Annotated in this window: 18 protein-coding genes and 3 pseudogenes; 9 read left to right on the top strand and 12 right to left on the bottom strand. The window is 69.7% G+C overall.

What is annotated here, in order from left to right; translation table 11 throughout:
• Positions 1-132: 132 nt before the first annotated feature.
• Entirely contained in the window at positions 133-624 is a 492-nt protein-coding gene (locus N8I84_RS33000; protein ID WP_263233078.1) for an RICIN domain-containing protein, read from the bottom strand.
• Between the two features lie 496 nt (positions 625-1,120).
• On the opposite strand from N8I84_RS33000, the gene N8I84_RS32995 reads away from it, so the two are divergent.
• From N8I84_RS32995 to N8I84_RS32980, 4 genes are all read left to right on the top strand, one after another.
• On the top strand, positions 1,121-3,460 hold the full coding sequence (locus N8I84_RS32995; protein WP_263233077.1) for an alpha-L-fucosidase: 2,340 nt from the start codon (positions 1,121-1,123) through the stop codon (positions 3,458-3,460).
• Between the two features lie 106 nt (positions 3,461-3,566).
• Complete coding sequence (locus N8I84_RS32990) at positions 3,567-3,986, top strand: nitronate monooxygenase (RefSeq protein ID WP_263233076.1); 420 nt, start codon at positions 3,567-3,569, stop codon at positions 3,984-3,986.
• 316 nt (positions 3,987-4,302) lie between these two features.
• Complete coding sequence (locus N8I84_RS32985; RefSeq protein WP_263233075.1) at positions 4,303-5,277, top strand: aldo/keto reductase; 975 nt, start codon at positions 4,303-4,305, stop codon at positions 5,275-5,277.
• A 517-nt stretch (positions 5,278-5,794) separates the two neighbouring features.
• Complete coding sequence (locus N8I84_RS32980) at positions 5,795-6,097, top strand: muconolactone Delta-isomerase family protein (protein ID WP_263233074.1); 303 nt, start codon at positions 5,795-5,797, stop codon at positions 6,095-6,097.
• Between the two features lie 210 nt (positions 6,098-6,307).
• Here N8I84_RS32980 and N8I84_RS32975 read toward each other — a convergent pair whose 3' ends face one another.
• Positions 6,308-6,886, bottom strand: a complete 579-nt coding sequence (locus N8I84_RS32975) for an ester cyclase (RefSeq protein WP_263233073.1) — start codon at positions 6,884-6,886, stop codon at positions 6,308-6,310.
• Positions 6,887-6,964: 78 nt separating this feature from the next.
• Between N8I84_RS32975 and N8I84_RS32970 the strand changes: the two genes are divergently transcribed.
• Both N8I84_RS32970 and N8I84_RS32965 read left to right on the top strand, forming a co-directional pair.
• Complete coding sequence (locus N8I84_RS32970) at positions 6,965-7,576, top strand: TetR/AcrR family transcriptional regulator (RefSeq protein WP_263233072.1); 612 nt, start codon at positions 6,965-6,967, stop codon at positions 7,574-7,576.
• A 1,743-nt stretch (positions 7,577-9,319) separates the two neighbouring features.
• A complete protein-coding gene (locus tag N8I84_RS32965) occupies positions 9,320-11,029 on the top strand; it encodes an MFS transporter (protein ID WP_263233071.1) in 1,710 nt (569 codons plus the stop codon).
• Positions 11,030-11,475: 446 nt separating this feature from the next.
• Here N8I84_RS32965 and N8I84_RS32960 read toward each other — a convergent pair whose 3' ends face one another.
• The 5 genes from N8I84_RS32960 to N8I84_RS32940 are packed head-to-tail and all read right to left on the bottom strand — an operon-like array spanning position 11,476 to position 17,002.
• A complete protein-coding gene (locus tag N8I84_RS32960; RefSeq protein WP_263234958.1) occupies positions 11,476-12,489 on the bottom strand; it encodes an aminotransferase class I/II-fold pyridoxal phosphate-dependent enzyme in 1,014 nt (337 codons plus the stop codon).
• A gap of 5 nt (positions 12,490-12,494) precedes the next feature.
• A complete protein-coding gene (locus tag N8I84_RS32955) occupies positions 12,495-13,511 on the bottom strand; it encodes a 3-oxoacyl-ACP synthase III family protein (RefSeq protein ID WP_263233070.1) in 1,017 nt (338 codons plus the stop codon).
• Positions 13,508-14,158 carry an SRPBCC family protein gene (locus N8I84_RS32950; protein ID WP_263233069.1) on the bottom strand — a complete coding sequence of 217 codons (651 nt, stop codon included), beginning with the start codon at positions 14,156-14,158 and terminating at the stop codon, positions 13,508-13,510. The genes N8I84_RS32955 and N8I84_RS32950 overlap by 4 nt, the downstream gene beginning before the upstream one ends.
• Positions 14,133-15,989 carry a thiamine pyrophosphate-binding protein gene (locus N8I84_RS32945; RefSeq protein ID WP_263233068.1) on the bottom strand — a complete coding sequence of 619 codons (1,857 nt, stop codon included), beginning with the start codon at positions 15,987-15,989 and terminating at the stop codon, positions 14,133-14,135. Before N8I84_RS32945 ends, N8I84_RS32950 begins: the two co-directional genes overlap by 26 nt.
• Complete coding sequence (locus N8I84_RS32940) at positions 15,986-17,002, bottom strand: GlxA family transcriptional regulator (RefSeq protein WP_263233067.1); 1,017 nt, start codon at positions 17,000-17,002, stop codon at positions 15,986-15,988. The genes N8I84_RS32945 and N8I84_RS32940 overlap by 4 nt, the downstream gene beginning before the upstream one ends.
• Before the next feature lie 847 nt (positions 17,003-17,849).
• Here N8I84_RS32940 and N8I84_RS32935 point away from each other — a divergent pair.
• Positions 17,850-18,092: pseudogene (locus N8I84_RS32935) on the top strand (integrase); the annotation flags it as partial.
• Between the two features lie 287 nt (positions 18,093-18,379).
• Here N8I84_RS32935 and N8I84_RS32930 read toward each other — a convergent pair.
• The 4 genes and pseudogenes from N8I84_RS32930 to N8I84_RS32915 all read right to left on the bottom strand — a co-directional run bounded on the left by N8I84_RS32930 (position 18,380) and on the right by N8I84_RS32915 (position 23,192).
• A pseudogene (locus N8I84_RS32930) lies at positions 18,380-19,506 on the bottom strand (XdhC family protein).
• The gene (locus tag N8I84_RS32925) at positions 19,499-21,625 is read right to left on the bottom strand and encodes a xanthine dehydrogenase family protein molybdopterin-binding subunit (RefSeq protein ID WP_263233065.1); all 2,127 of its coding nucleotides are present in this window, start codon (positions 21,623-21,625) and stop codon (positions 19,499-19,501) included. The pseudogene N8I84_RS32930 and the gene N8I84_RS32925 overlap by 8 nt, the downstream one beginning before the upstream one ends.
• On the bottom strand, positions 21,622-22,614 hold the full coding sequence (locus tag N8I84_RS32920; protein WP_263233063.1) for an FAD binding domain-containing protein: 993 nt from the start codon (positions 22,612-22,614) through the stop codon (positions 21,622-21,624). The genes N8I84_RS32925 and N8I84_RS32920 overlap by 4 nt, the downstream gene beginning before the upstream one ends.
• A complete protein-coding gene (locus N8I84_RS32915) occupies positions 22,611-23,192 on the bottom strand; it encodes a (2Fe-2S)-binding protein (protein WP_263233061.1) in 582 nt (193 codons plus the stop codon). Before N8I84_RS32915 ends, N8I84_RS32920 begins: the two co-directional genes overlap by 4 nt.
• 273 nt (positions 23,193-23,465) lie before the next feature.
• Between N8I84_RS32915 and N8I84_RS32910 the strand changes: the two genes are divergently transcribed.
• Positions 23,466-24,044 carry a TetR/AcrR family transcriptional regulator gene (locus N8I84_RS32910; protein ID WP_263233059.1) on the top strand — a complete coding sequence of 193 codons (579 nt, stop codon included), beginning with the start codon at positions 23,466-23,468 and terminating at the stop codon, positions 24,042-24,044.
• Between the two features lie 87 nt (positions 24,045-24,131).
• Here the strand turns inward: N8I84_RS32910 and N8I84_RS32905 are convergent.
• A pseudogene (locus N8I84_RS32905) lies at positions 24,132-24,494 on the bottom strand (helix-turn-helix domain-containing protein); the annotation flags it as partial.
• Here N8I84_RS32905 and N8I84_RS32900 point away from each other — a divergent pair.
• Positions 24,399-24,674 carry a hypothetical protein gene (locus tag N8I84_RS32900; protein ID WP_263235074.1) on the top strand — a complete coding sequence of 92 codons (276 nt, stop codon included), beginning with the start codon at positions 24,399-24,401 and terminating at the stop codon, positions 24,672-24,674. The pseudogene N8I84_RS32905 and the gene N8I84_RS32900 overlap by 96 nt on opposite strands.
• Positions 24,675-25,258: the final 584 nt, after the last annotated feature.

The following is a 25,258-nucleotide window of genomic DNA, read 5'->3' as shown; positions in this document are numbered from 1 at the left end:
GGCCAGGGTCCACCGCTGGTTGCTGCCGCCGTTGTCGGACCACTGGTCGATCAGCGTGCCGTTGCCGGTTCCCGCGCCGACGGCGGCTTTGGCGCCGCGCCGGGGTGGAGCGCCGGGCAGGGTTCGGCGTGGTCAGGCGTTGCGCTTCTGGAACTGCTGGTTGCCGCCGGTGCCGCAGGGCCACTGGATGAGGCGCGTACCGTTGGCGGTGGACCCGTCCTTCACGTCCAGGCACTTGCCGCTGTGTCGGGCGACGAGGTGGTAGTAGCCGTTGCCCTGGTCCTGCAGCAGCCACTGCTGGTTGGTGCCGCCGTTGCAGCGGTACTGGTTCACGTCGGCCCCGTCCGCGGTGGACGCACCCGAGACGTCCATGCACTTGCCGCTGTGCTCGGCGATGACCTGGACGTAGCCGCCGCCGGCGTCGCTGAGCCGCCACTGCTGGTTGAGGCCGGTGCCGCAGTCCCACTGGAGGACGACCGCGCCGTCGGCGGCGGAGTTGTCCGAGACGTCGACGCACCTGCCGCTGTGCCGGGCGACGAGGTTGTAGTAGGGGCCGCCGCCCACGCCGGTGACCGTTCCGGCCGCCGTGTCGACGGCGATCTGCGGGTACCACGGCAGGTCCATGGTGGTGCTGGTGGGGAAGGTCAGGGACGGAGCATGGGGTTCCTCCGTGGAAGGCCGGCGCGTGAGGAAGGGGCCGGCGCTGGATTCGGCTCGGCACAGGCGGGTGGCTCTCCCTTTGAGGGAGCCTAGGAAAATGTTGGAACCTGTGCGTTTCTGCTGGAGCACGGTAGGGCCATGACAGGAGCCTCGTCAATGCTTCGGGCCGATCCGATCGTGAGTTCGCGGAGTCTGGTGGCTATCCAGACATCCGATGTGCACCGCGCCACCCACCTGTGCATTTTGCCGTCATCACGGACCGCCTGCGAGAAATGCGTGTCAAAGACCTAGACAGACACGTGGCAGACAGTTGTTAATCCATCCGATGTCTTGGATCCGGAACGGGGCAGGCAGCCAGCTCCCCCGGCCTCGGACCCACCGGCCGGACCCGTGCTGCCGTCAGGCTCAAGGTCGCCGACACCGGGCGGGCTTCAGTAGGATCGAACAGGAGGAACCAGAGGTGCCCGAATCCATCTCGCGCAGATCGGTTCTCGTCGGCATGGCGGCCATGACGACGGCCGCCGCGGTAGGAACCGTCTCGGTGGCGACGCCCGCGTACGCCGCGACCACCGCCCCACTGCCGCTCCCTCCCCTGCGGATCCCGCAGACCGACATGGGCGTCGAGCAGCAGCCCGACTCCAAGATCCAGTGGCTGCAGGACGCCAAGCTGGGCATGTTCATCCACTGGGGCGTGTACTCGGGCCCGGCCAAGGGCGAGTGGTGGATGCACAATGCGCCCATCACCCCGGCGGACTACCAGAAGTACGTCACCGACGCCACCAGCGAGCAGTTCACCGCGGACGCCTACGACCCGGCGGCCTGGGCGCAGTTGGCGAAGGACTTCGGCGCCAAGTACGTGACGCTGACCACGCGTCACCACGACGGTTTCGCCCTGTGGCCGCTGAACCACCCCAACAGTTGGAACTCCGGACAGGCCCCGCTGAACCGGGACTTCGTGAAGGACTACGTCGCGGCGGTACGGGCGGCCGGGTTGAAGGTGGGCCTGTACTACTCGCCGATCGACTGGCGCTACCCCGGCTACTACGACGTGTACGGCACGAACTGCGCGCCCAACCCCTGGAACTACACGACCGATCCCGCGCACAAGGAGAACGCGCGGATCATGAAGACCGAGGTGTACGAGTCCATCAAGGAACTGGTCACTCAGTACGGCGTCATCGACGACCTGTGGTGGGACGGCGGCTGGATCGCGGAACAGGGCACCGACGCCGACGGCGCGTTCTTCTGGGAACCCGGCCAGTACCGGGACCCGGCCAACCAGTGGCCGGTGGACGCCACCTATGGCGAGACCGACGCCGGTGGCAAGCCGCTCGGCCTGATGGGCATGGTGCGCAAGCACCAGCCCGACATCGTCGCCACCTCGCGCTCCGGCTGGATGGGCGACTACGCCAGCGACGAGGGCGGCTCCGTGCCCTCCGGGGCCATCCGCACCGGCAAGCTCGTCGAGAAGGTCTTCCCCGTCGGCACCACCTGGGGCTACAACTCCGACGGCAAGGTGATGAGTTACAGCACCGCCATGAACATCCTGGTCAACTGCTGGGTGCGGAACATCACCGCGATGGTCAACGTCGGCCCGGACCGCCACGGCACCGTCTCCGACGCCCAGGCGAGCCTTTTGCGGCAGATCGGCTCCTTCATGGCCGCCTGCGGCCAGTCGATCTACGGGACGCGCGGCGGCCCGTGGAATCCGGTCGACGGCCAGTACGGCTTCACCTGCAAGGACAACACCTTCTACGTCCACCTGCTGCCCGGCTACAGCGGCACCGCCTTCACCACCCCGCCGATCGGCGACGCCCAGGTCACCCGCGTCTTCGACGTGCGCTCCGGCAGCAACCTCTCCTACACCGCCGGCGCCGACGGCCGGGTCACCATCACCGGCATCGACCGCACGACCCACCCGCAGGACAGCGTCGTCGGCGTCACCCTGGACCGCTCCGTGCAGCCCGCCGACATCGCCGCCGGCAAGACCGCCTCCGCCGACAGCGAGGAGACCTCCAAGGGCAACACCGCCGCCAAGGCGGTCGACGGATCCACCGCCACCCGCTGGTGCGCCAACGACGGCAGCACCGGCCACTGGCTCAAGGTCGACCTCGGCTCGACCCGCTCCCTCACCGGCACCCGCATCGCCTGGGAGCTGGACAAGACCGACTACCGGTACAAGATCGAGGGCTCCACCGACAACACCACCTGGGCCACCCTCGTCGACAACACCGCCACCACCAGCACGAGCCAGGTCCAGGTGGCCGTGTTCCGGGCCCAGGCACGGTACGTCCGCGTCACCGTCACCGGGCTGCCCTCCGGTGCGTGGGCGTCCATCCGCAACCTGGAGGTGTACGAGCGGCCCTTCTCCGCGGACCTGGGCACCTACAAGCTGGTCAACCGAGGCAGCGGCAAGGTGATGGACGTCGCCAACGCCTCGATCGCCGACGGTGCCCAGGTCATCCAGTGGCCCTCGACGGGCGGCACCAACCAGCAGTGGAACCTCATGCCGAACACCGACGGCTCCCACCGGCTGGTCAACGTCAAGAGCGGCAAGGTCCTGGACAGCCCCGGCGGCTCCGCCCAGGGCGCGAACCTCGACCAGTGGACCGACACCGCCAGCGACAACCAGTGGTGGAAGCTCGTCCCCTCCACCACCAGCGGCTACTACCGGCTCGTCAACGTCCGCACCGGATGGTGCGCCGACGTCGCCAACGCCTCGACCGCCGACGGCGCCCAGGTCATCCAGTGGCCCACGACCGGCGGCGCCAACCAGGACTGGCAACTCCTCGCCCTGTGAACGTCGGCCCACGGGGCCGGGCCGCACGGCGGCACGGCCCCCTTCTCCCTGCGCTCCAGCCCGGTCAACGGGTTGCGCCGCCGACGGATCATGTGCCCGTTCGACGATGCGATCCGGAAGGTCACTCAGGCACGTCGACCCCGCAGCGCATGCCCCCCGCTGTGCCCTGCCCGACCTGTTGAGCGCGGTTCGGAGGGAGGTGTCTGTGCCCCTTGTCGCCGCAGGTGGCATTGCAACACCGGACACCGTCGCCGAAGCGCTTGCGACAGGGGCAGTGGCGGTCATGGTGGGCACCGTCCTGCTGCGCACCGACGAAGCCGGGACCTCGGCCCCCTACCGGGCCGCGCTCGCTGACCCGGCACGCCGTCAGACTGTGGTGACGCGGGGCGGGGCCGATGCAAGCCAGCCCTCCTGTCGCCCGCCTGGCTCAGCCAGTCCGGGCCGGTGTTCTGGACGACAGATTCGGGGGGTGTGTCGGGTGCCGAGCGTGTCGAAAAGAGGGTCGGGACTTGCGACGCCGGCGTAGTAGACGACGAGGGCCGTGACCGGGGGCTTCGAGCTGTGTGGATTGACAGCCGAGGGCGAGGTCGCGGCCTGGGTGACGAAAGTGCTCGGCGCCGCGGCGACGGGCACGGATCTCACACGCCGATCGGGGCCATCACCGCACCGACGTGCACTGGGAGCCCGGACCTATCAACTGCGAGGAATCAGGTCCCGGCACAAGTCCTCCTGGCCTTTGACTCCCCCGGCCCTGCCGCTTACGTTGCAGATAGTCGACCGGTCGACCAGTTGCGGCATCGGTCGTGGCAGTCCTCTGATCCGCTACGAAGGCAGAACACAGCATGCGTACCACCACCCTCGGCACCCACGGACCGCAGGTCGGCGTCATCGGCCTGGGCGCCATGGGGATGAGCTTCGCCTACGACATGGCCACCCCCCGCGACGAATCCACCTCTGTGTCCGTCGTCCACCAGGCCCTGGACCTGGGCGTGACCTTGATCGACACCGCCGACGTCTACGGTCCCTACACCAACGAGGAACTCGTCGGCCGGGCCCTGGCCGGCCACCGCGACCGCGCGGTGATCGCCACCAAAGTCGGCATGGAGTGCATCGACCCCACCGGCGGTCCCGGCGGTTCCCCGCTGGTCAAGCCCAACGGCCGACCCGAGCACGTCCGTGCCGCCATCGACGCAAGCCTGCGCCGCCTGGGCACCGACCATGTCGACCTCTACCAGCTCCACCGCGTCGACCCCGAGGTCCCGATCGAGGAGACCTGGGGCGCCCTGGCAGAGGCGGTCGCGGCCGGCAAGGCCCGGCACATCGGCCTGTCGGAGGTGAGCGTGGAGCAGATCAAGCGCGCCCAGGCCATCCACCCGGTCACCACGGTGCAGTCCGAGTTCTCCCTGTGGACCCGCGACGTCCAGGCCGAGGTCCTGCCCTACTGCGAGCAGCACGGCATCGGCCTCCTGCCGTACTCTCCGCTGGGCCGCGGCTTCCTCGCCGGCCGCTTCGCCTCCTTCGACGAACTGCCCCAGAACGACCAGCGACGGCGACTGCCGCGCTTCCAGCAGGACAACCTGCAAGCCAACCTCGACATCGCAACCAAGGTCAGTGAAGTCGCCGAACGGATCGGCGCCACTCCTGCGCAGGTCGCCCTCGCCTGGCTCGTCGCCCAGGGCCCGCACGTCGTCCCCATCCCCGGCACCAAGACCCCGAAATACCTCGCCGACAACGCGGGCGCCGCAGACGTCCAGCTCTCTCCGGCCGACCTGGCAGACCTCGACGCCATCCCGGCCCCCACCGGCGCCCGGTACTGACCCCACCACACCGGCACCAGGGCCCGCGCGGGACACCCCTCACAAAGCGAAACCGACGCCGGGGGCTTCCACGACGGCCTGCGGCTGGCCGCCCTCATCGTCGTGCTGTCAACCGCGGCCAACCAGCTGCTGCGCGGTGTCAGCCAACGCGTACACCTCGGCAACGGCCGCCCCCGGGTTTCCGATCGGCAACAGCCCGGCGCGCCGAACACGTTGACGTCGAATTGCCGACGCAGGTCGTCCATGCCGGACTCTTCGACGGTGCCCTCCAGGCCGTACCACATGGCCGACGATCACGGTGTGCCCGGTCGGGACCGTCGGCCCGCGGTGGCCGCGCAATCCCGCCGTCGACGCCTGGCAGACCGGCCGATCCAGGCGTACATCGGTTCTTCCGACGCGCGGCCGCCCGCCGGTAGAACCAGCCAGGCCACCCACTGGCCCGCCGACGACACGGCCCACGACCACCACCTTCGGCGTTCCGGTTCTGGCCGGACGCCTCACAGAGCGGAGTAGGACGATGCGAGAGTTCCTGGTCGAAATCACCACGACCATCCCTGATGGCACCAGCCAGGACGAGATCGACCGGCGGCGAGCCGCCGAAGCCGTCCGAGCCCGGGAACTGGCCGCCACCGGCAATCTCGCGCGGCTGTGGCGCCCGGTCGGAGAGCTGCGCAGCATCGGCATCTGGCGGGCCGACGACGAGGGCGAGCTCCACGAGAAGGTCCTGGGCACCCTGCCGCTGCGCCCGTGGATGACGCTCACCGTCACCACGCTCGGACCCCACCCCAACGACCCGGGCCGCAATGACGACACCCGGTGACAGCGCCGCTCCTCGGTCCACACCACCACCGCCGGTCCGCGTCGGCGGCGGTGAGTCGAGCCCCCGGCGAAAACCCGGCGGCACACAAGTACTCGGCGATGACGAGCGGCCCTCCTCGAGGGCACCTGCCCCGGTCCGGACAGGAACGGAGCTGAAGGGACACACGTCCTCTTCACCCATTGACCACGCCCAGCTCAACGGCTCAGCCGCTCAGTTGCGGTCGTCCCGCAGCAGGGCGGCCGCCTCGGCCGCCTGGGCCGTGACACGGGCGGCCGCGCGAGCCGCTCGTCCCGTCACCCGCCAGGCGAGCATGCTCAGCGCAGTGGCCGGAGCGGGCGGAAAGACGCCGAGCTGACCCAGCATGGCGATGTCGTCGCGCACCGCCTCATGACCCGCCACCTTGCCATCGCGGAGGTCGAGCACGTGGATCTGTTCGAAGTCGATTTCACGCCCCGTGGGGGGTATGGCCTGGTCGAGGACACCATCGCGGAATCGGACGAACGCGCCGGTGTGGCGGCCCTGCATACGCAGCCGGACCCAGACCTGGTGGTCGTGGGCGACGATGCCGAGGACGGGGAAACGCAGGTCGCTGAACGCCGACCGCATCCAAGCCCCGGAGGCGAGGACTCCCGCCGGTCCGGGAAGCGCGCAGGCCGGGGGTGAGACGGCCGCTTCGCGGTTGTGGAAGTCTTCGCCCACCACGTCGACGGCCAGTGCGGGATCTCCCGTCTCGAGGATCCGGAAAAGTCCGTGGGCCAGCTCCGTGGCGTCCATTCCCATTGCGTCCATGCCTCTCACCCCAAATTGAGGTTACATGGTACCTAATGAATAGGCCTGCAATGAAGTGACGCGCATTAAGATGACCCCATGCCCTCCAAGCGCCCCTATGCCTCCCCGTTGCGCGAGCAGGCGGCTGCGCGAACGCGCGAACTGATCCTCCGGCGGGCCACCGAGCTGTTCGCCGAGCGTGGCTACGGGCGGGTCACCGTCGCGGACATCGCTTCGGCCGCCGGTGTCGCGGCGAAGACCGTCTTCGCCAGCGTCGGGAGCAAGGGCGACATCCTGGACCACATCGTCGATCAGGGCGTGGTCTCCTCCGGTTACGAGCAGGCGATGACGGGACTACTGGCCCTGCAGACCTCGGAGTCGGTCTTGCAGGCGCTCGCCCATGGCACTCGTGTGGGCAACGAGGGTCAGTTCACGGTGCACGAGGCGATCCACAAGGCACTACCCGTTCACGAAAACGGGGAGGTCCTGTGGGAGCGCGCGACCGCGGCCTACCGGGACGCGCTGTACGCCGCGGCCCGACACTTGCACTCCTTGGACCCACCACCGTCGTTCCCGGTGGACGAGACAGCGGACCTTTTGTGGTTCTGGTTCGGCCCCACAGGTTGGCGCACGCTGGTGGTCGAGAACGGCTGGTCGTGGGACCGCGCCGAGGATGTCCTCTATCGCACGGCCATCGCCGCCCTCCGCTGACACGAGGCCGATGGCAGGCCGGGCGAATTCGATGGATCGAAGATCGAGGCGCACGGCGCACGGCACACGGCACGCGATGACGCATTGTTCCCCAGAAGTCGCGGCGGCGGCCCTCGTGGACGTTCCAGCGGTAGGTCTCGTGGTCGGGGTCGCCGGTGTGGTAGTCGGAGGTGTAGATCTCCATCCGGTGGCCGTCGGGGTCACGAGGCAGAGGTAGAAGGCGTTGGAAGACGCCGTGCCGGCCGGGCCCGCGTTCCATGTGGTGCTGCCGACCGATCGAGCCGAACAGGTCGGCGGTGCGCACGACTTGGTGGGATTCGCGGGTGACCACGCCCAGGTGGTGCAGGCGGGGGCCGGCGCCGCCGGTGAAGGCGACGTCGTCCGTCGAGGCCGCCCGTGTCGGTGTCGCCACTGGACCGCCGGCCTGCTCGTCCTCGGACGGGTGAAGGTCCGGGCGTCCCAGGAGAACGTCACTTCGTCGAGAGTTTCCGCAGAACGCAGGCTGGGACGTCCCGCAATCACCCCAAATCTGCTCAGCCGCTCGGCTACGCAGATCGCGGCTTGCAACCTCGGTGATGCAAGCGAGCGGCGCCGGTCGCGCGCCGCCACACCATGGCAAGGAAGGTGAACCTTGAAGGCACGCAACAGCATCGCCGCCGCAGGCGCAATCGCCGCTTTCACATTCGGGGCAGGAGTTGCCCTCTCCAGCCCGGCACAGGCTCATCAGCCACTCACGTCGGCCGCAACCTCGGCAGTGGCAGGCAACCCACTCGGCGCGACGAGGACATCACTCGACGGAACCCTGTCTCCGGCAGCTCCGAACACCAGCAGCGGCACCACGAAGCCGGCCGGCAGCTGGCTCGGGAAGTGCCACCCCTACCACAAGGCCGGCACGAAATGGGCCGGTGGATGGTGCGACGGCAACGGTCCCAACTGGCAGTACTGGGGGTACGTCAACTGTTCCGGAAACACCCGTTACTTCGGCCCACACCGCTGGGCGGGTGACCGGCGCGGCTCCTACGCCACATGCCCAGCAGGCCGGTCCTACAAGTCCGGTGGTGTCTACTCCGGCTGGGTCCGGTAGTCGCGCCGTCTGACAGCGGCACAACTGCGGTGTCCGAGTTCCGCCTCCGTGCGCTCCGCGCGGGGACGGAACTCACGATCACTCGCGCGCGACGCAAAGGTGTCCAGGTGACCCACTGATTGATCACTCGACAAAGCTGGTGATGCGAGCCCATCCCACGGTGACCTCTTGCAACGCCCGAGCCGTGAAAGCTCCTGCGAGGAGAACCGCAACCGAGTGGACGCCGGCCCGGGGATCCATCTCAGCGGGGCCGGCGGCGGCTCGTGGCGACTGCAGCGGCGCCAGGGCCAGTGGGATCTCCTCGAGCCTGACCCGGCGAGCGTGTTCAGATCCGCCGACGAGATCGCCCGGTGGGACCCTCCACGAGTACGAACGTGCGCCTGAAACAGGCCGGATGATGCATCGGCCCCCTCAGAGGTCCCGGCGTGACCGGATCCCCCGCGTCTCCCCGGGCACAAGGTCACGTTTCGGCATCCCCGTACGCACCTCTAGGCCGTACCGACTGGTCGGTACTAGCCTCTGCGCACACCTCCCTCGAACACAGAGACCCGGGATTCGGCCCACCAGGCCGAACAGCGCTCGCGCCTCGCCGCGCCGCAAGACGTGCACTGCCCGCACCCACCGCACCGGGCCCTCGGGCCCAAACCAGGAGCCGCCGCATGACTGCCATGCCCGCTTCGCCCGACGACACGCAACTAGAACCGACCGACACCGGCACGCCGGAAACAGACGGCCGCGCCGCCCGGCTGTGGCGTCGCGAGTTGAACCACTACCCCGTCACCTCACACCGCCTGGCGTACCTGGCGATCGTGGTGTTGACCACCGTGGTCCTGTACTACGCCCTCTACGTGCAGTACGCGGTCGCCACGTCGATCATCACGCACTTCCACATGACCTACAGCTATTTCGTGTGGGTATCCGTCATCGGCAACGCGGTCGGCGCGTTCGCCTCGCTCGTGGCGGGCCTCGCCGACCGCTGGGGCCGGGCCAACATGGTGGTCTACGGTCTTCTCATCGCCGCCCTGCTCAGCCTCCTCGCCCTGCCCAACGCCCCGGACAAGGGCACCTACCTGGTGCTCTTCGCCTGCCTCAGCTTCATCGAGGGCATCGTGCTCGTGGCCACGCCGGCACTGATCCGGGACTTCTCCCCACAACTCGGCCGAGCCACCGCAATGGGCTACTGGACCATGGGCCCGGTCATCGGGAGCCTGGTCGTCACCGTCGTCACCAGCAGCACCCTGTCCTTCGCCGGCTGGCAGGACGAGCTGCGCTACTCCGGCTGGGCCGGGCTTGCCGTCTTCGTTCTGGCGCTTGTGGGGCTGCGCGAGCTGTCGCCCCGGCTGCGTGATCAGATCATGGTCAGCCTCCGCGACCGTGCGCTGGTCGAAGCGCGGGCCAAGGGCATGAATCCGAGGACCGCGGCAGAGGGTCACTGGCGGCAGATGCTGCGGCTGGACGTCGTCGGCTCGGCCACCGCTGTCAGCCTCTTCCTCCTGCTCTACTTCGGCGCCGTGGGAAACTTCGTCGTCTATTTCGCCGCGACCTTCGGCTACAGCGAGCAGCGCACCAACGGGCTGGCCAACTGGTACTGGGCGGCCAACGCGGTCGCGCTGGTGGCGGCCGGGCTGGTCTCCGACAAGCTGAAGGTGCGCAAGCCGTTCATGGCCGCCGGAGCCGTCGGTTCGATCGCGGTCACCACGCTCTTCGCCCTGCACGCCACAGAGCAGCGCACCGGTTACTACACCTTTGCCGCACTGTTCGTCGCCATCGGTGTGTTCACCGGCGTCACCTACGCACCCTGGATGGCGAGCTTCACCGAGACCGTCGAGAAACACAACCCGGCCGCCACGGCGACCGGCCTGGCCGTGTGGGGATGGATCATCCGGGCGGTGGTCGCGATCTCCACAGCGTTCGTCCCGGTCGTGGTCACGTCGGCCACGCCACTGGTCGAGCATGGTGCCCAGGTGAAGGCCGCGAGCGTCCAGGCCGTCCCCGCTCTGGCCGTCATCGACGCGCACCCGCGGCTTTTCGCCGAACTCGAGGCGTACCCTCCGACCGCGGTCCCGCCCGCGCTGACCGCTCGGGCGATGCGAGAGGTCGGGGCCGACGATCTCGCCACCGTGCGCAAGGCCCAGCCGCAGTTGGCGCTGCTGCAACGCTACGGACCCCAGGTGAAGAGCGCCGCGGCCCAGGGGCCGGAACAGTGGCGCACCTGGTGGCTGATCTGTGTGGCCGGACAAGTGTTCTTCCTGCCGTTCATCTTCGTCATGGCCGGCCGTTGGAGCCCGCGGAAGGCACGCGAGGAGGCAGTGGAGCACCAGCGCACCGTGGAGCGTGAACTGGCGGCCCTCGCCGAAGAGGGCGACTGATCCCACGGCCACCCTCCGGCCTGGGTGGGCAGCGCAAGGGCTGCCCACCCAGGCCGCGGCTCGGCGATCGCGCCGTGCGCACGCCGCTCGGCCGGAACCCGTACGAGCACGGTCAGAGGTCCGCCTCGCCGACGGTCCCAGCCGAAGCCGGCTGTGCCGGCACCACCCGCAGGTGCCTACTGCGTCAACGTGTGCCAGACCCACCAGGTCGAGCACGAGACGCTGCTCGCCGAGGAAGACCTCGACCCGCTCGACGCAGCCCTCGCTTCCCGCGAGCCGGTCGGCCGTGCTCGGTTCGCGCACGACGGCGACGGCACCCGGTGGCAGTGCCTCCGACACTGTCCCGGTGAGCACCCGACCGACCGCGATGAACTCCGCGGTGTCGCTGCCGAATTCACGGGCCTCGACGCTGATCCGCACGCCGACGGCGACGCGCGGTCACCCGCTCACCGGTCCGGGCCGCTTCCCGCCGGCGCCAGGACGGACAGCACCGCATCCCCGTCCTCCGGACGGCCGACCGTCAGCCGTATGCCCTCCGCGGGCCAGTGACGGATGTGGATCCGCGCGGTGTTGAGCGCGTGCACCGTCCGGTCGGTGCCGGTGTCCGGCCCGGCGGCGAGCCAGAGGAAGTTGGCTTGGCTGGGCAGGACGGGCAGCCCGTACCTCGCGAGCCGGCGGTGCAGGCGTTCCCGTTCGCAGATGACGTCGTCCACGCGTGCGGTGAGCTCCTCGCCGGCCTCCAACGTGGCCTCGACCGCGGCGGCGGCAACCGCGTTGATGCCGTAGGGCAGTTGCTGCTCCCGTATGCGTGCCACCAGACGGGGGTCGCCCAGGCCGTAGCCCACCCGCAGCGCGGCCAGTCCATAGGCCTTGGAGAAGGTCCGCAGCACGAGGAGGTTCGGCCGACCGGCCAGCAGGGGGAGGCTGTCGGGAGCGGCGGGATGGCGCACGAACTCGATGTACGCCTCGTCCAGCAGCACGGTGACACGCTCCGGTACGCGGGCGAGGAACTCAGCGAGCTCAGACGCGGTGACGAGGCTGCCTGTCGGGTTGTGCGGATTGCAGACCACCACCACGCTGGTGGTCGCGTCGATCGCCCCGGCCAGGGCTGCCAGGTTCTGTCGCCCGTCGGGCAGCAGTGGCACTGGAACCGGCTCGGCGCCCGCCATGGTGGCCAGCATCGGATAGGCGTCGAACCCGGGCCAGGCGTACACCATGCGGTCGCCCGGCCGGACCACGGCCTGGAGGAGTTGGAGCGCCACGCCCACCGAGCCGCTGCCGACCGCGACGGCGTCGCCGTCCACACCGCACCAGCCGGCGATCCGCCGGGCCAGTCGGTCGGGGTGGAACGGTGGGTACCGGTGGGCCCGGTCGGCGGTCGCCCGGATCGCCTTCCGCACGGACGGCAGCGGTGGGTAAGGGCTTTCGTTGAGTCCCAGCAGGCGCGGGGACGGGAACACCGCGGTCACCGTCCCTGCCCCCAGCGGATCGCGGCGGCGCCCGCGTAGTCCCCGGCGTGGGCGAATCCGGCCAGCACCACCAGGTCGCCCTCCCGGATCCGCTGGGAGCGGATCGCGTCGTCGAGTGTGATGGGCATCGCGGCGCCGAAGAGGTTGCCGCACCGGTCGAAGGTGTCGGGGTGGCGTTCGACGGGCAGGCCCAGGGCGTCACGCCAGTTGCGCAAGAAGGTGCGGTTGGGCTGGTTGGTGATCAGGGAGTCGATGTCGGTGGTCTTCCCTCCCAGGCGACGGAACAGGTCTCGTACGACCTGCGGCACCAGGCGGTTGCCCCGCTGAAGCACGTTGGTGACTCCGCTCTCGGTGAAGCCGATGTGGACTTGGGCTTCACCGGCCTCCCAGTACTTGCGCCCGTCGTGGCGCACCATGGTCATGTCGCCGGCATGGGCGGCGATGTGCCGACTCTGGATCCCGAGGACAGGGGCGTGTGCGGAGGTTGTCACATAGCCGACTCCGCAGCCGTCGCCCGGGATGGCGGCCTGGGACAGACCGCGCACCTGCGACTGCGTGAACAACTGGCCCGCGGCGCTCTGTGCGTTGCAGATCAGGGCCGTGCGGGCGTCGCCGTGGAGCAGGATCTGCCGAGCCAGGTCGAGCATGTGCACGAAGGAGGCACAGCCGGCGTTGGCCACATCGATCAGCCACCGGGGCGCCAGACCCAGCCGGCGCGCCACTTCGGTGCCGGCGCCCACGAAGGGCTGGTCCGGCAGTTGGCTGTGCACGAGCAGGACGTCGACGCGGCGGATCGCCGCGCGGCCTTGTCGTTCGATCAGCGGCTGGACGGCACGCTCGATCATGTCCGCGTTGGTCTCGCCGGGGGCCACGTGGTGGCGTGCCGGGGGGACCTTGAACATGGGGCTGTGGCGCAGCTTGTCCTCCGCCGCCGGGTGCTGGGTGAAGAAGTCGGCGGGTACGGGATCGCCGGGCAGGTAGGTGGAGACGTCGGTCAGACTCACTGACGTCATCGGGCCACCTGCTTGGCCGGGGAGGTGCTGACGGGAAGACCGTTGCGGTGCCGGTGCTCGAGAATCGCCTTGAGATTGTGCATTTCGAGGGTGTGACCGGCGTAGAACAGGTCCCAGTACTCACCCACCCAGCGCCGGTCGGGGTGCGGTGCCAGGTCCGGGTGAGGATTGCGGCGGTAGTACGGGTGGCGGCAGTTGGTCCAGGTGATCAACGATCCGGAGCGGCCGAGGACGAGGGCGGCCGGAACCACCCTCATCAGGTAGACCATCCACAGCTCGTCGCCCTGGTCCCAGGCACAGTGGTAGTCGACGGTCATCGCGCCGGGGTGGGCCTCCGTCCGGCAGTAGATCCGGGTGCCTTTCTCCAGCAGGTCGTGACCCGACCACAGCCCCGGTGCGCCCGCGGGCTCGAACCCCCGCAGGCTGCACGTCCACTCCTCGAGGTGGTGGCCGCGGCTGAGATAGTCGTACGTCGCCTCCGGCGGGCAGTCGACGTACTCCTGGATGGTGCAGTACTCGCCGTAGACCTGCTGGTGCGGGTAGACGTCCGAGGTCATCTCCAGGCAGCGGGCGGCCAGTTCCTCCGGGCTGGTGTTCTCCACCCGCACGAGGCCCGGGATGTCAGCCAACGTGGATCGGTCGGTCATGGGTGTTCTTCTCCTCGTCATGGATCGGCCGGTGTCCGGGCGCGTCGGCGGCGCCCGGACCGGCTGCGGAGGCGGTCAGGAACGGCTGGAACGGTGGTGTCTCGCGGTGGTCGAGGTCCACGGCCACCAGGGCCGGTCCCCCGCAGTCGTTGCTGTGCAGCAACGCGGATCGCAGCTGTGCCGGGTTGCCGGCCGAGGCGACGCGCAGCCTGGGGAACATCGCCGACGCGCCGGCTGCTATGCGGGACGGGTGAAAGACGTTCTCGAGGCGGGCGCCGCCTTGGAAGAACTCCTCGCGCGTGACGCACATGGCGTGCGCGTTGTTGTTCAGGATGACGAAGGTGACCGGCGCGCCGTACTCGATGGCGGTGTGCACCTCCATGCCGTGCATGAAGAACGCGCCGTCACCGGCCACCACGTACGTCCGTCGGCCCGTGGCCAACGCGGCGCCTGTCCCGGCGCCGAAGGTGTAGCCCATGCCTCCCATGCCCACCGCCACGACGAAGCGTCCGTCACGGGGGGCCGGCAGAGCGTGGATGGCGGCGGCCCCCACGTTGCCCGCGTCCACGAAGACATGGGCGTCCTGTGGCAGCGCCTCGGCGATCGCGCCGATCACCGAGGTGTAGCCGGGGGTCGGACCGGAATCCCGAGCAGGGCGCAGGAGGGACGGCGGGTGATGGGCCGCGCAGGCCGGTGGCCGCGGTGACAGGTGGCGCTCCAGCGTCCGCAGAGTGTCCGCCACCGGCCCGAGCAGCGGGATTCCCGGAACGAAGGGCGGCTCCGGACCGACGCAGACCACGGGCATCCCGGTGAGCAGCGACTCCAGTCCTCCCCGAGCCAGGACGGGCAGACGCGTACCCACCAGCAGGCAGGCGTCGGCGCGGCGCAAGCAGTCCTCGACCTCGGGATGGCCCATGACCCCCGCCACGCCCACGAACCGGGGACTGCGGTTGTCGTAGACGTCCTTGGCGTCCGGGGACACAGCCACGCAGGCGCCCAGGTGCCGCACCAGACCGGCCAGTTCCTCGCGCGCCCTCGCCCCGGCCACGCCTTCGCCGGCGATCACCATGACGTGGGAGGCTTCCTCCAGCACGCCGACCGCCTCGCCGAGGCTGGCGGGATCCGGCTGCGGGCCGACGGGCGCGTGAGGCGTCCCTGCCGGCTGCGCCGCCCTGCCCGCTCCTCTCGCCGCGAGGGGTGTGTGCGCCGCCGTGCGTTTTCCCGAGGTTCGCGCGGCACTCGCGGGTGCTCCGGTGTTCGCGGGTACCGCGGACCCGGTGACCGCCGGCACCTCGAGACGTCCCTGCTGGGCGTCCTTGGGCAGGAGCAGCACGGCGGGGCCCCGGGGCTCGGTCTGCGCCACGGTGATCGCGCGGGCCAGCAGCCCGGGGATCTCGTCGGGTTCGGTCACCCGGGCGCAGAAGCGTGAGACGGGTGCGAAGACGTCCAGGGCGTCGAAGGAGCCCGCCTTGCCGCTGGAGTCCTGGAAGGCGCCCCGACCCTCCTGAAAGGTGGGCGGCTGTCCCACCAGGGCCAGTACCGGGATGCGCGAGGCGTGGGCCTCCGCCAGTCCCGGAACCAGGTTCATCGCACCGCCCCCTGACGTGGCTGCGACGACGCCGAGGCGCGCGGTGGTCCGGGCATACCCGTCCGCCATGGTGACCGCGGAGAACTCGTGTTTGGCCACGACACCGCGGATGCGGCCGGGGGCACGGTGCACCGCTTCGTACAGGTCCTCGATGTTGGCTCCACCCACGCCGAACACATACCGGACACCGATCCGCTCCAGTTCGCCCGCGACGTAGTCCACGAGACGCATCCGGCACGTCATGCCGACCTCCGTTCCGCCCATGGCGGCTCGACGGCCGGGCCGGAGTGCGTCCGCAACTGGAAGTGGTGCCGATACTGTGCGGGGGTGAGACCGACGACGGCGGCGAATGCGCGCAGGAACGTCTCGATTGCGGTGAATCCGCAGCGGCTCGAGATCTGGCGCACCGAGAGATCGGTCGCCTCCAGGAGTTGACGGGCCCGGGCGATACGTAATCGCCGTACGTACTGACCCGGTGTCATCCCCACCGCCTGCGCGAAGACACGGGCGAAGTGACGTGGACTCATATTCGCGCGTTCGGCGAGTTCGGACACCGGCAGCGTGCGATGGAGGTTCTCCTGGATCCAGCCCTGAAGGGACCGGATCGGCTCCTGATCGGTCAGCTGTGTGTCAAGAACCATGCTGAACTGCGTCTGGCCACCGGGCCGTTTGAAGTACAGCACCAGGTACTTCGCCGCCTCCAGGGCGCACGCCGCTCCCAGGTCGTCCTCCACCAGGGCCAGGGCCATGTCGATACCGGTGGACACGCCCGCCGAGGTGATGTAGGGGCCGTCCCGGACGTAGATCGGCTCGGGATCAACCGTCACCTCGGGGTAGCGACGCGCCATCTGCTCCCCGAAGGCCCAGTGTGTGGTGGCCCGTCGTCCGTCGAGGAGACCGGCCTCCGCCAGCAGGAAGGCCCCGCCGCACACGGAGGCCACGCGTCGGGACCGTGCCGCGGCGCGCCTGATCCACGTGACGAAGGACGTATCCGTCAAAGTCTCTTTGAGGCCCGGTCCACCGGGCACGATGAGGGTGTCGATCGCCCCCTCCGCAGCGTCCAGGGGGTCGGTCTGCACGACGAGACCCGCAGAGGTGGCCACTGACGGGGAATCAGGGGAAACGCACTGCAGACGGTAGGCGCTTGCCTGCTCGGCCATCAGTCGGTTCACCGTGTCGAAGACTTCGAGCGGTCCGCTGATGTCCAGGGTCTGGGCACCGGGATAGACCACGATAACAACACGTCGTTGTCTCATGGTGACAGCCTGTTCCCAGCGGAGGACCGTCCACAATGACGGGCTGTTGACCATTCCTGCCACGCGCCGGGCTCACTGCGCTGACCGGGCAAAAGACTCCGGGCGAGCGCAGGGTGAGACACATCACGGAAGATGCGTGACACCAGCCGGCCGAAGGCCACTGCCGGCCGGGCGAGGCAGCGGCGGCCGGCGAGCCGCAGGCAGGCGGGGTTCCGACTGCAGCGAGGCAGCAACGGCGAGGCGGTCACCGGATGGTCACCGCGCCCCTTCACCCACCGTGTTCGCCCTTCGACCATGCGGAGCCATCAACTCGCTTCGGCATACGGGGGCGTGCCTCGCACGGGGACCTGTCCTTGCCGGAATTCTCATCCGCCCTGGCCGATGCGGTTGCGCGGCATCAGGTTCTTCAAGAGGAACGCCGTCATCAGGGGGTCGTCGACGATCACGGCAGACTCCGAGGATTCTCAGCGCTCGTGGTTGTGCATGACGTGCTTGGTGCAGCCGTCATGCTCGAACTGATCGTGAGCTTCACGTGGCAGCAGCATTCGGCTCTGCCACTGGACCGTGACTGGTCCCATGCTCGGCTGGCCGACGCACTGCCCGCCCACGAAGACGGGAAGGCGACCGCCGACCGGCTGACCAGTGACCGGGGGAAGTCCGGGTTGAGGATGTTCCGGCGGTGTCCGTCGTTGGGGGGCTGTTCGGCGAGCATCTGCTTGGTGATACCGACTTGGTGATGCCGACGACCATGCTCGTGATGTCCGGCTGCGCGTCGGCCACCGGGGCACCTTCACCGATGTTTTGGCCGGCACGCCTACGGACCCGAGCTGGCCGCCCAGACCGCTGAGTGCAGACCTGCCGCCACGAGTTCCTCGACCGCACCTTGAACTGGAACCAAGCCCACCTGCTCCACGTGCTCGGGGAGTTGGAGTCGATCTACGATCAGCATCGGCCTCACCGCACTCTGCGCCGCGCAGCTCCCCTGCGGCCGCTTCCCGGACCAATCACCGGAACGGAAAGACTCGGCTGCCTCGACGTCCGTCGACGCGACCGGCTCGGCGGCCTCCTCCACGAGTACACGCATGCCGCCCGACCAGATCGGACGTCATATTCGGCACCCGCACCGACCCCTACGAGACGCTCGCCGTCGTCCTCTGCGGCGCCAACACCGATCCCATCGACCGGTCTCACTGATCCGGCGCCACTGCCCGATGGCCATCGCGGAGCTTCCGCGCATCCACGTCGGACCGAACCCTGACGGTCGGGCGCAGGCCGGCTTCGGCCGAAGCAGCACCGGTCGGCTGCCGAGCCCCTCGGCCGGAAGACCGGGATGCGGTGGCGGAGGAGGGCGAGCCCGTGCCGTGGGTCCGCCTCCCCCTACGCGGCACGTGGTCCGTCGTGGTGGATCGTCGTCTTGGAATCAGTCAGGGGGACACCCGTCCCTCCGCGCCGGGTCGCGACGATCTCCGCCGCGATGGACAGCGCGGTCTCCTCGGGCGTACGGGCGCCGAGGTCCAGGCCGATCGGCGACCTCAGCCGGGCCAGTTCATGATCGCTCAGGCCGGCTTCACGCAGCCGCCGGGTGCGGTCCTCATGGGTGCGGCGTGAGCCCATCGCGCCGACGAACGCGACCGGCATCCGCAGGGCCGACTCCAGCAGAGGGACGTCGAACTTGGCGTCGTGGGTGAGCACGCACAGGGCCGTGCGTCCGTCCGTCGCCGTGCGCCGCAGGTAGCGGTCCGGCCAGTCGACGACGATGTCGTCGGCCTCGGGGAAGCGGGCCCGGGTGGCGAAGACGGGGCGGGCGTCGCACACGGTCACGTGGTAGCCGAGGAACTTGCCCGCGCGTACGAGCGCCGCGGCGAAGTCGATCGCGCCGAAGACGATCATGCGGGGCGGCGGTACGTTCGCCTCTACGAGCAGCGTGAGACCGCCGGGGCAGCGCGAACCGTCCTCGGAGAGACCGACCGTGCCGGTGCGCCCGGTGTCCAGCATGGCCCGGGCCTCGGCCGCCGCCGTCCGGTCCAGCTCCGGGTGACCACCGAGCCCGCCTTCGTGCGTTCCGTCCGGGCGTACGAGCAGGGCCGCACCGAGGAGGCGGCCGGGCCCCGGGCGACCCGGACGACGGCGACCGGCTCGCCCCGGACGGCGGCCGACAACGCCTGCCGGAACACCGCCGCGGCGGGCGCGTCCGCGCGGACCGGCGTGATCATCACGTCGATGACCCCGCCGCAGGTCAGCCCGACGGCGAAGGCGTCCTCGTCGCTGTAGCCGAACCGCTCGAGGACGGTTTCGCCGTCCTCGAGCGCCTGGACGCACAGGTCGTACACCGCTCCTTCCACGCAGCCGCCGGAGACCGAGCCGATGACCGCGCCGGCGCTGTCGACCGCCAGGGCGGCCCCGGGACCCCGGGGAGCGCTGCCGCCGACGGCCACGACGGTGGCGACGGCGAAGTCCCGTCCCTCCTCCATCCAACCGTTCAGCTCGGAGGCGATGTCAAGCATTCCGGCCCGCCATGAGGACGCGGTCAGGCCGGATGGGCAGGTTCCGGTGGCGGGTCCCCGTCGCGTGCCAGACCGCGTTGGCGACCGCCGCCGCGGCACCCACAATGCCGACCTCGCCGATGCCCTTGATCCCGACCGGGTCGTCGGGGTCCGGGTCGTCGATCCAGTCCGCCTCGATGTGCGGCACGTCGGCGTTGACGGCGACGTGGTAGCCCGCGAGGTCGGCGGCGTAGTGGCCACCCGAGGCCCGGTCCCGGACCGCCTCCTCGTGCAGGGCCATGGAGAGGCCCCAGACCATTCCTCCGAGGAACTGGTTACGGGCCGTCAGCGGGTTGATGATCCGGCCCGCCGCGAAAATTCCGAGCATGCGGCGCACGCGCACCTCGCCGGTGGCGGGGTCCACAGCGACCTCGGCGAACTGCGCTCCGAAGGAGTGCCGTTCCTTCTGCGCGAGGGCTGCGAGGGCCTCGGTGGTGTCCGACCGTACGGTGATGCCCTCCGGGGGGATGTCGGCGCCCGGCACGAGCCGCTCCCGCAGTTCCCCGGCCGCGGCCGTGACGGCCCAGGACCAGGAACGGGTGCCCATCGAACCGCCGGCGATCCCAGCCGGCCCGAAATCGCTGTCCCCGATGCGTACGTGGACGCGGTCCGGTTCCGTCCCCAGCGCGTCGGCGGCGACCAGGGTGAGTGCGGTCCTGGCGCCCGTTCCGATGTCCGCCGCGTTGATCCGTACGGTGAAGGTTCCGTCGGCCTCGGCCGTCACGGCCGCCGTGGACGGCATGGCTCCAGCGGGGAAGGACGCCGCCGCCGTGCCGGTACCGAGCAGCCAGCGCCCGTCGCGGCGCAGGCCGGGGCGCGGGTCCCGGTCCGCCCAGCCGAACCTGCGGGCGCCCTCCCGGAAACAGGCGAGCAGATTGCGGCTGCTGAACGGCAGCCCGGAGACGGGACCCCGCTCGGGCTCGTTGCGCATCCGCAGCGTGATGGGGTCGATCCCGCACTTCTCGGCGAGTTCGTCGAGCGCCGACTCCACGGCGAACGACCCCGGTGCCTCACCCGGCGCGCGCATGAACGTCGGCGTCGGCAGGTCGAGCCGCACCACCCGGTTGGCCGTGTGGTGGGCGTCGGCGTCGTACATCACCCTGGCCACGCCGGCACACGGCTCGACGAACTGGTGCACGGTCGACGTGAGGCTCAAGGAACGGTGCTCCAGCGCGCGCAGCCGCCCGTCGGCGTCGGCGCCGAGCCTGATCCGCTGCGTCGTGGGGCTTCGGTAGCCGGTGAGGGAGAACATCTGCCGGCGTGTCATGACGACCCGGACCGGACGCTGGAGGACGGTCGCGGCCATCACGGCGGCCACCTGGTGTGCGCGGACGCCCTTGCTGCCGAAACCGCCGCCGACGTGTTCCGACCGTACTCGCACCGACTCCGGGTCGAGCGAGAACAGGTTCGCCAACTCGGACGCGACCCAGGTGGTGCCCTGGTTGGAGTCGACCACCTCGAGCCGGCCGCCGTCCCAGCGGGCCGCCGCCGCGTGCGGCTCCATCATGCCGTGGTGTTCTTCGGGCGTGGTGTATTCCTCGTCCACGACGAAGGCGGACGCGGCGAGTTCCGCGTCCAGGTCGCCCTTTTCCGCCACCCCCGGCATATGGCCGTCCACCGCGTAGGCGTCCGGGCGGTCCGCGGAGAACGCGATGTCGTGCGGCTCCTGCTCGTAGTGCACCACGAGCGCCTCGGCGGCCTCCCTCGCCTGCTCGGAGGTCTCGGCGACGACCAGACCGACCGGCCAGCCGAGGTACGGTACCCGGTCGTGCTGGAAGACGGCCACGGTTGGGTCCGGGGCTCCAAGCATGCCGACGTAGTCGGTGTCGAGGCGCGGGGCGTTGTGATGGTGCAGCACGGTGAGAACGCCCGGCATCGCGAGAACGGGCTCGGTCTCGATCGACCGGATGCGGCCCCGGGCGACGGTGGACAGCACGAGCCAGCCGTGGGCGAGGCCCGCGAAGGGGATCTCTCCGGCGTAGCGGGCAGCGCCGGTGACCTTCTCGCGACCCTCCACACGGGTGTGCGCGGTGCCGACGGAGCCCTTCGCCGCCGTAGTGCGGGGTGTCGCGGTGGTCATCGGGCGGTCTCCTCGGCGAGTTCGGACAGGACGGCCACGACGAGGTTGCGCAGCAGGGTGACCTTGTATCCGTTGTGAGGCAGCGGCTTCGCCGCCGCCAGTTCGGCGTCCGCGGCGGCGGCGAACGTCTCGGGACCGGCCGGTGCCCCGGTCAGTACCCGCTCGGCCGTCCGGGCCCGCCAGGGCCGCGACGCGACGGCCCCGAAGGCGAGGCGCACGTCGTGCACGGCGCCGTCCCGCACGTCCAGCGCGGCGGCGATCGATCCGATCGCAAAGGCGTACGAAGCCCGTTCGCGTACCTTCCGGTAACGCGAGCGCGCAGCGACCGGGGAGGGCGGCAGGGTGACGCCGGTGATCAGCGCGCCCGGGGGTAGGGCCGTCTCCAGGTGCGGGGTGCCGCCGACAGGCAGGTAGAACTCGGCGAGTGACACCTCGCCGGGCCCGTCGGCGGTTTCGTACGCCACGACGGCGTCGAATGCGGTCAGGGCCACGGCCATGTCCGAGGGGTGTACGGCCACGCAGCGGTCGGAGGCGCCCAGGATCGCGTGGTTGTGATGCTCACCTTCGATAGCGGGGCAACCGCTGCCGGGTACACGCTTGTTGCAGGGTTTGGTGACGTCGGTGAAGTAGCCGCAGCGGGTGCGCTGCAGCAGATTCCCACCGACCGTGGCCATGTTGCGCAGTTGCCCAGAGGCGCCTGCCAGCACCGCCTGCGCGAGCGCCGGGTAGCGGCGCCGGATCTCGGGGTGGGCGGCCAGGTCCCCGTTGGTGACGGTCGCGCCGACGCGCAGACCGCCCTCGGGCGTCGTCTCGATCTGATCGAGCGGGAGTTCACGGATGTCGATGAGCCGGGCGGGTCGCTCGGCACCGGACTTCATGAGGTCGACGAGGTTGGTGCCGCCGCCGAGGAAGCGTGCGTCCGGATCGGCGCCGAGCAGTGCGACGGCGCCGGCGACGTCGGACGCCCGCTGATAGCCGAACTCCCTCATACCACGGCCTCCTTCGGACCCGCTGCGGGGTTCACGCGTCCCTCGCCCGTCCGGGATTCCGCCGCGCGGGCCACCGCCTCGACGATCGAGACGTACGCGCCGCAGCGGCACAGGTTGCCGCTCATCCGCTCCCGGATCTCGTCGGTGGTCAGGGCCGGTGGCCCCGCTTCGGGACGGACGTCTTCGGTGACGGCACTGGGCCAGCCCGCCGCGTGTTCCTCGATCACCCCGATTGCCGAACAGATCTGTCCGGGAGTGCAGTAGCCGCACTGGAAACCGTCCAGATCCAAGAACGCCTGCTGAACGGGGTGCAACCGCTCACCGTCGGCCACGCCTTCGATGGTGGTGATCTCGCGGCCCTCGGCCGCGACGGCCAGTTGCAGGCAGGCGACGGCCCGGCGCCCGTCGAGCAGAACGGTGCAGGCGCCGCATTGCCCCTGGTCACAGCCCTTCTTGGTGCCGATGAGATCGAGACGCTCGCGCAGCGCGTCGAGCAGGGTGGTGCGGTGGTCGACAGGCAGTGTGTACTTCTCGCCGTTGATCTTCAAGGTGATGACACTGGACGTCGATAAGGCCATGGGGTGCTTCTTTCGCGTTTTCCAGGACAGACGGGAGAGGGTCGGCAGCCGGAGTGCCGGGCGCGCGGAAAGTGCATCGTGCGGGCGTGCACCATGAAGGCGAAGCAAGCGTGCGGATTCTCGGACCGAACAGTGGCAGTTGGCGACTGCCGCAGTGTCGCGTCCACAGCTATGGTGAACGTAAGCGGACAGGTGTCCACTACAGGAAAATCTAACGGACAGCTGTCCGCTTAGCAAGGGCGAGGTTCGGTCGCGAACCATCGAGGAGGACGAGTGCCTCAGCAGAAGGACTCACCCCGGCGCTCGGACGCGCAACGCAACCGCGAGCGCATCCTGCAAGTGGCTCTCGCCGAACTGTCGCACTGCGCGGACACCCCGCTGAGCGCGATCGCCAAGAAGGCCGGCGTCGGACAGGGCACGTTCTATCGCAACTTCCCCAATCGCGGATCACTCGTCCTCGAAATCTACCGCCACGAAATGCAGCAGGTCGCGGACTGTGCGGACCGCCTTCTCGTGACCCGGGCACCCGACGAGGCCTTGCGCGCCTGGATGGACCGGCTCTCCGAGTTCGCCATGGCCAAAGCCGGACTGGCCGACGCGCTCCGGCAGGTGACCGGCACACCGGGCGGCCCGGCGAAGCCGTCCCCCACGCCGGTGGCCTCCGCGGCGGAACGCCTGCTTCGCGCCAACGAGGAAGCCGGCACCATCCGGCCCGGAGTCACCGCGGACGACTTCCTCCTCGCCATCACAGGTCTGTGGCAGCTCGACCCGCACGACGACTGGCATTCACGCGCCACCCGGCTCTTCGACCTGATCATGGACGGCCTGCGGACAGGAGCGCCCAACACGTGAGTGTCGCGCCGCCGACGGCGGACGAATCACCCCCCTCTTGGCATGCCCATACCCGCGTAATCGGATCTATGACTGAACAGTCAGCCTGAAGTCGCAGGCCAGGATGGCGTCGGCCTGGGAGTGCAGGACGTCGGACCAGGTCGTGGCGGCCCGGTTCGGGCGCGGGGTCGATCCCCTCGTTCTTGAGGATCTCTCAGACGGTGGAGGCGGCGACCCTGATGCCGAGGGTGGCGAGTTCGCCGTGCACCCTGCGGCAGCCCCACGAAGGGGTCTCCCGGACCAGGCGCAGGATCAGGATGCGGATCGAGCGAATGGTGGGCGGGCGGCCCGGCTCTGCGGTCGGCAGGTGCGGGCATGGCGCTCCTTGATCAGGTGGCGGTGCCATCGCAGCACGGTGTCGGGCTGGACCAGCAACCGGAGCCGACGCAGAACCTGGCGCGGCAGCGGCACCAGCAGAGCGGCGAGGAAGGCTCGGTCTTCCGAGGCGAGCTTCACCCGGTCCTTCCCGAACTGTCGCTCGAAGACCATGGTCTGGTGGCGCAAGGCAACAGCGCGCCCGCGCCTACCAGCGGCAGGAACGCCCCAACCGGCGAAGCGGCCGGCGGCCCTACGTCCTGCGAGGACGGCTGAAGTGCACTCTGTGCGGACGCGAGATGCAGCCCTCTTCGATCACATCGTCTGCCGGGCACTGGATGCATGGATCGCCCGCGCCTCCGCCCCCAAGCGGCTCACCGCCACGATCACCGCACTCAGCCAGGCCAGCATTGCGGCAAGCGTCGCGCAGCCCCAAACCCCCGAGCAGGCCCGAGCCCGCCAAGCTCTCAAGGAATGCGAGCGGCGTCTTGCCCGCTATCAGGCCGCCCTCGACTCCGGAGCCGACCCAGCCGTCGTCACCCAGTGGATCAACGACGCACAACGTGACAGGGAAGCGGCACAGAAGAAGCTCGACGCACTGCCCAGCGTCACCCGGAAGAAGGAACCACCCCTCACCGCCGATCAGATCCGGAGATTACTGAGAGACTCGGAGACATCGCTCAACGTATCCAAGCCGCCGACGCTGACAAGAAGGAACCCCTCTACGACGCCCCGGGCATCACGATCACATACGACAACGCAACAAGGACCGCGACCGTTAGGTCGAGGCCCTCGCTTGCGTATCGTTATAAGGAGTGTCCGAGGGGCGAGTTGACCGCTGACGATACGGCCGCGGTGGC

The sequence above is a fragment of the Streptomyces cynarae genome (genome assembly GCF_025642135.1).
GTDB classification, from domain to species: Bacteria; Actinomycetota; Actinomycetes; order Streptomycetales; family Streptomycetaceae; genus Streptomyces; species Streptomyces cynarae.
This window is presented reverse-complemented; position numbering and strand designations above follow the sequence as displayed.

Coding starts and splice junctions, on each gene's coding strand:
- N8I84_RS32970 (WP_263233072.1), top strand. CDS start 6,965: ATGCCCTCCAAGCGCCCCTATGCCTCCCCGTTGCGCGAGCAGGCGGCT.
- N8I84_RS32965 (WP_263233071.1), top strand. CDS start 9,320: ATGACTGCCATGCCCGCTTCGCCCGACGACACGCAACTAGAACCGACC.
- N8I84_RS32915 (WP_263233061.1), bottom strand. CDS start 23,192: ATGGCCTTATCGACGTCCAGTGTCATCACCTTGAAGATCAACGGCGAG.
- N8I84_RS33000 (WP_263233078.1), bottom strand. CDS start 624: ATGGACCTGCCGTGGTACCCGCAGATCGCCGTCGACACGGCGGCCGGA.
- N8I84_RS32900 (WP_263235074.1), top strand. CDS start 24,399: ATGGCGCTCCTTGATCAGGTGGCGGTGCCATCGCAGCACGGTGTCGGG.
- N8I84_RS32955 (WP_263233070.1), bottom strand. CDS start 13,511: ATGACGTCAGTGAGTCTGACCGACGTCTCCACCTACCTGCCCGGCGAT.
- N8I84_RS32990 (WP_263233076.1), top strand. CDS start 3,567: ATGCGATCCGGAAGGTCACTCAGGCACGTCGACCCCGCAGCGCATGCC.
- N8I84_RS32950 (WP_263233069.1), bottom strand. CDS start 14,158: ATGACCGACCGATCCACGTTGGCTGACATCCCGGGCCTCGTGCGGGTG.
- N8I84_RS32945 (WP_263233068.1), bottom strand. CDS start 15,989: ATGACGTGCCGGATGCGTCTCGTGGACTACGTCGCGGGCGAACTGGAG.
- N8I84_RS32985 (WP_263233075.1), top strand. CDS start 4,303: ATGCGTACCACCACCCTCGGCACCCACGGACCGCAGGTCGGCGTCATC.
- N8I84_RS32940 (WP_263233067.1), bottom strand. CDS start 17,002: ATGAGACAACGACGTGTTGTTATCGTGGTCTATCCCGGTGCCCAGACC.
- N8I84_RS32975 (WP_263233073.1), bottom strand. CDS start 6,886: ATGGACGCAATGGGAATGGACGCCACGGAGCTGGCCCACGGACTTTTC.
- N8I84_RS32925 (WP_263233065.1), bottom strand. CDS start 21,625: ATGACCACCGCGACACCCCGCACTACGGCGGCGAAGGGCTCCGTCGGC.
- N8I84_RS32980 (WP_263233074.1), top strand. CDS start 5,795: ATGCGAGAGTTCCTGGTCGAAATCACCACGACCATCCCTGATGGCACC.
- N8I84_RS32920 (WP_263233063.1), bottom strand. CDS start 22,614: ATGAGGGAGTTCGGCTATCAGCGGGCGTCCGACGTCGCCGGCGCCGTC.